Here is a 4,976-nt window from a genome sequence, read left to right as displayed (position 1 = left end):
CGTGCCCGTCTGCCAGGTCGGACTCCAGTGGGAGGCCGCCTACGCGACGGCGTTCCAGATCCAGGTCTCGGACAACGGCACCACCTGGAGCCCCGTCTACTCGACCACCACCGGCACCGGCGGGACCCAGACGCTGAACGTCAGCGGCACCGGCCGGTACGTCCGTGTCTACGGCACCGCGCGTGCCACCGGCTACGGCTACTCGCTGTGGGAGTTCCAGGTCCACACCGGCGGCAGCGGCACCACGACCGGCGGCGGCACCACCGGCGGAGGCGGCGGCACCACCGGCGGGGGCGGCGGCACCGGAGGGACGTGCGGGACGGCCAACGCAGCGCTCGGCCACCCGGCCACCGCCTCCTCGGTCCAGGACAACAACCAGGGATACGCCGCTCCGTTCGGCGTGGACGGCAGCACGGTGACCCGCTGGGCGAGCGCCTACGCCGACCCGCAGTGGTTCCAGGTCGACCTCGGCGCCAGCCTGCCGATCTGCCAGGTGGTGCTCCAGTGGGAGAACGCCTACGCGACCGGCTTCCAGATCCAGGTCTCCGACAACGGCAGCACCTGGAGCCCGATCTACTCGACCACCACCGGCACCGGCGGCAAGCAGACGCTGAACGTCAGCGGCACCGGCCGCTACATCCGGATGTACGGCACCACGCGGGCCACCGGCTACGGCTACGCGCTGTGGGAGTTCCAGGTCTACACCGTCGGCGGCGTCACCGCGACGATCCCGCCGCCGCCCTCGAAGCCCGCACCGGGCAACTGCCCGTGGATCAACTCCACCACGGCGACCGCCACCCGGGTGGCCCAGCTCATGGGGCAGATGACCCTGGCCCAGAAGGTGTCCATGCTGCACGGCACCGACGCGCCCGACTACATCGGCAAGATCATCGGAATCCCGGCCCTGTGCATCCCGGACGTGAACTTCGAGGACGGGCCGGCCGGCGTCGGCGACGGCCTCGGCGGGGTGACGCAGATGCCCTCCGGCCTGGTCTCGGCGGCGACCTTCGACACCAAGTACGAGCAGGACTACGGCTCTTCAGTCGGCCAGGAGTTCGCCGGCAAGGGCGTGAACGTGGCCCTCGGCCCGACGGTGAACATCGTGCGCGACCCGCGCTGGGGCCGTGCCTACGAGACGTTCGGTGAAGACCCCTACCTGTCCGGCCAGATGGGCGCCGCCGACGTCCAAGGCATCCAGAACCAGGGCGTGATGGCCGAGGTCAAGCACGCCGCCGCGTACAACATCGAGCAGCCGGCCGGCACCGTGGCCGTCGATCCGCGCACCTTGCAGGAGATCTACCTGCCCGCCTTCCAGACCGCGATCAAGCAGGGCGGCGCGGCAGCGGTGATGTGCGCCTACAGCAACGTCAACAACATCCCGTCCTGCCAGAACCCGGAGATCCTCAACCAGGGCCTGTACCAGCAGGCCGGCTTCACCGGCTTCGTCACCTCGGACTGGGGCGCCATCCACTCCACCGTCGACTCGGCCAACGCCGGCCTGACCGTGGAGATGCCCGGCGGCTACTACTACGCGGACTACCTGATCCAGGCGGTCCAGGCCGGCCAGGTCAGCCAGGCCACCCTGGACACGATGGTCTCGCGGGTGCTCACCCAGATGTTCCGGTTCGGCATGTTCGACAAGGCGCCGTCCGGCTCCAACACCGCCATCGTCGCCTCGCCCGATCACGCCAAGGTCGGCCTGCAGGGCGACGAGGAGGGCACCGTACTGCTGAAGAACAACGGTGTGCTGCCGCTGAACACCGCCGGCCTCTCCTCGGTCGCGGTCATCGGGGTCGACGCCGGCCCGGGCGCCCAGACCATCGGCGGCGGCAGCGGGACCGTCACCAGCACCGGTACGTACACACCCATCATCGGAATCCAGGACCGGCTGGCCGGCACCAGCACCTCGGTCACCTACAACGACGGCTCCGACCAGGCGTCGGCCGCGGCCCTGGCCAAGTCCTCCAGCGTCGCCGTCGTCTTCGCCAGCGACAACTACGGGCACGAGGAGGCCGACAACACCTCGCTCAACCTGCCGGGCAATCAGGACGCGCTCATCGCGGCGGTGGCGGCGGCCAACCCGCACACCATCGTGGTGCTCAATGACAACTCCGCGGTCATGATGCCCTGGCTGAACCAGGTCGCGGGCGTCTTCGAGGGCTTCTACGACGGCCAGGAGTGGGGCCAGGCCATCGCCGCGCTGCTGTTCGGCGACGTCAACCCGTCCGGGCACCTGCCGGTCACCTTCCCGACCTCGCTGTCCCAGGTCCCGGCCAGCACCACGGCCCAGTGGCCCGGGGCCAACGGGGTGGTGAACTACTCCGAGGGCCTCGACGTCGGCTACCGCTGGTACGACGCCAAGAACGTCACCCCGCTCTTCCCGTTCGGCTTCGGCCTGTCCTACACCACCTTCTCCTACAGCAATCTGCAGGTCGGAGCGCTGGTCAACGGCCAGGCCACCGTCACGGCCACGGTCACCAACACCGGCAGCCGAGCCGGGGCGGACGTGGCCCAGCTCTACATCGGCGATCCGGGAGCGGCGGGGGAGCCGCCGCACCAACTGAAGGGATTCCAGCGCATCTCGCTGAACCCGGGCGCCTCCGGGACGGTCACCTTCACCGTCAGCAATCACGACCTGGCCTCGTGGAGCACCAGCGCCAACAACTGGGTGGCCTCGGCGGGCACCTACCAGATCCTGGTCGGCGACTCGTCCCGCAGCCTGCCGTTGAGCGGCAGCCTGAACCTGAGCACCACCGTCACCGCCAACGCGCGGAAGTAACGTACCGGCCTCACGCTCCGCCGGGCCACGGCCGGCGGGGCACGGGGCACCCCGGCGGGCCGCACCGTGCGGCCCGCCGCGGGTCCGGCGGCCATATCGCGCGCGAACGGACGAAAGGTCCGACACCGCCCGCGATGGTCGCGTGCGATCCGGGGGCGGCGAGCGAAGATCGACGGCGAGAGCATCCCCCCGCACAGGAAGGTGTCCGCCGTGGGCAGCCCGGACAGCAACCGCCAGCCGCATTCCACGATCGATCTCGCCACCGCCGCCCAGCTGGGCGACCAGCTCCGGGTCGACGCCATCCGGTCCAGCACCAGCGCGGGCTCCGGTCACCCCACGTCGAGCATGTCCGCCGCGGACGTGCTCGCCGTCCTGGTCTCCCGGCACCTGAAGTACGACTGGGACCAGCCGGCGCTCCCGGGCAACGACCATCTGATCTTCTCCAAGGGACACGCCTCGCCCCTGCTGTACGCCGTGTACAAGGCGGTCGGCGTCATCACGGACAAGGAGCTGATGACCGGCTACCGGCGGTTCGGCTCCCGCCTGCAGGGGCACCCCACGCCCGTACTGCCGTGGGTCGACGTGGCGACCGGGTCGCTGGGGCAGGGCCTGCCGGACGGGGTCGGCGTGGCGCTGTCCGGGAAGTACCTCGACGAGCTGCCGTACACGGTGTGGGTGCTGTGCGGCGACAGCGAGATGGCCGAGGGCTCCATCTGGGAGGCACTGGACAAGGCGTCGTACTACAAGCTGTCCAACCTAGTCGCCATCGTGGACGTCAACCGCCTGGGCCAGCGCGGACCCACCGAGCACGGCTGGGACCTGGAGGCGTACGCCGCCCGCGCGGCGGCCTTCGGCGCCCGGGTCCTGACGATCGACGGGCACAACGTCAAGGAGATCGACGAGGCGCTGACCACCGCGGCTGTGGGCGGCGGTGACCGGCCCACCGTGATCCTCGCCCGCACCATCAAGGGCCGCGGCTTCTCCGAGGTCGAGGACCGCGAGGGCTGGCACGGCAAGCCGCTGCCCCCGGACATGGCCGAGCGGGCCATCGTCGAACTCGGCGGCGGCACCGATCTGACGGTCCGCGGCCCGCTGGCCGCCACCGTCGCGCCCAAGGCCACCCCGCCCGCCTCGCCGGTGACCTTGCCGCAGTACGCGATGGGCGAGGCGGTGGCCACCCGCAAGGCCTACGGCGACGCGCTGGTGGCGGTCGGCTCCGGCATCCCGCAGGTGGTCGCCCTCGACGGCGAGGTCAGCAACTCCACCCACGCCGACGAGTTCGCCAAGGCCCACCCGGACCGGTACTTCGAGATGTTCATCGCCGAACAGCAGATGGTGGCCGCGGCCGTCGGGCTCAGCGTGCGGCAGTACATCCCCTTCGCGTCCACCTTCGCCGCCTTCCTCACCCGCGCCCACGACTTCATCCGGATGGCGGCCATCTCACAGGCCGACGTGCGGCTGGTCGGCTCGCACGCCGGCGTCGAGATCGGCGCCGACGGGCCCTCCCAGATGGCGCTCGAGGATCTGGCGATGATGCGCGCCGTCCAGGGGTCGACGGTGCTGTACCCGGCGGACGGTGTCAGCGCCGCCGCACTGGTCCACGCCATGGCGCAGACTCCCGGCGTCAGCTACATGCGGACCACCCGCGGCGCCTACCCGGTGCTCTACGGCAGTGACGAGACGTTCCCGGTCGGCGGGGCCAAGGTGCTGCGGTCCAGCGAGGACGACGCCGTGACGCTCATCGGCGCCGGAGTGACGCTGCATCACTGCCTCACGGCCGCCGACGAACTGGCCGCGACCGGGATCGCGGCCCGGGTGATCGACCTGTACTCGGTCAAGCCGGTCGACACCGATGTGCTCACCGCAGCGGTGGCGGCCACCGGCGGCCGGGTGGTCATCGCCGAGGACCACCACCCGGAGGGCGGTATCGGGTCCGCCGTCTCGGACGCCCTGCTGGGCCTCCGTGACAGCCCGGTGCTGCGGCTGGCGCACCTGTCCGTGCGGGACCTGCCCACCTCGGGCACCCCGGACGAACTGATGGCCGCGGCCGGCATCGACGCCGAGCACATCGAGGCGGCGGCCCGCTCGCTGGTCGCGCGGGACTGAGTCCCCGGGGTGCGCCGGGTGCGGCCGGTGGCCCGCCCCGCCCGGTACGTCCGCCGGAGCTGTCCTGCCCCCTCCCGGCAGGATGATGATC

At 71.2% G+C, this 4,976-nt stretch carries 2 protein-coding genes; both read left to right on the top strand.

Going from position 1 to position 4,976, the window contains the following annotated elements:
* Positions 1-2,779: glycoside hydrolase family 3 C-terminal domain-containing protein (locus tag GA0115240_RS32665; RefSeq protein ID WP_107407252.1), on the top strand; the 2,779-nt coding region annotated here is incomplete at its 5' end.
* A gap of 210 nt (positions 2,780-2,989) precedes the next feature.
* Entirely contained in the window at positions 2,990-4,885 is a 1,896-nt protein-coding gene (locus GA0115240_RS32660; RefSeq protein ID WP_370673398.1) for a transketolase, read from the top strand.
* Positions 4,886-4,976 lie beyond the last annotated feature (91 nt).

Source organism: Streptomyces sp. DvalAA-14, from assembly GCF_900091855.1.
GTDB lineage: Bacteria > Actinomycetota > Actinomycetes > Streptomycetales > Streptomycetaceae > Actinacidiphila.
Note: the sequence above shows the minus strand (reverse complement) of the source record. Positions and strands in the feature narration are given on the sequence as shown.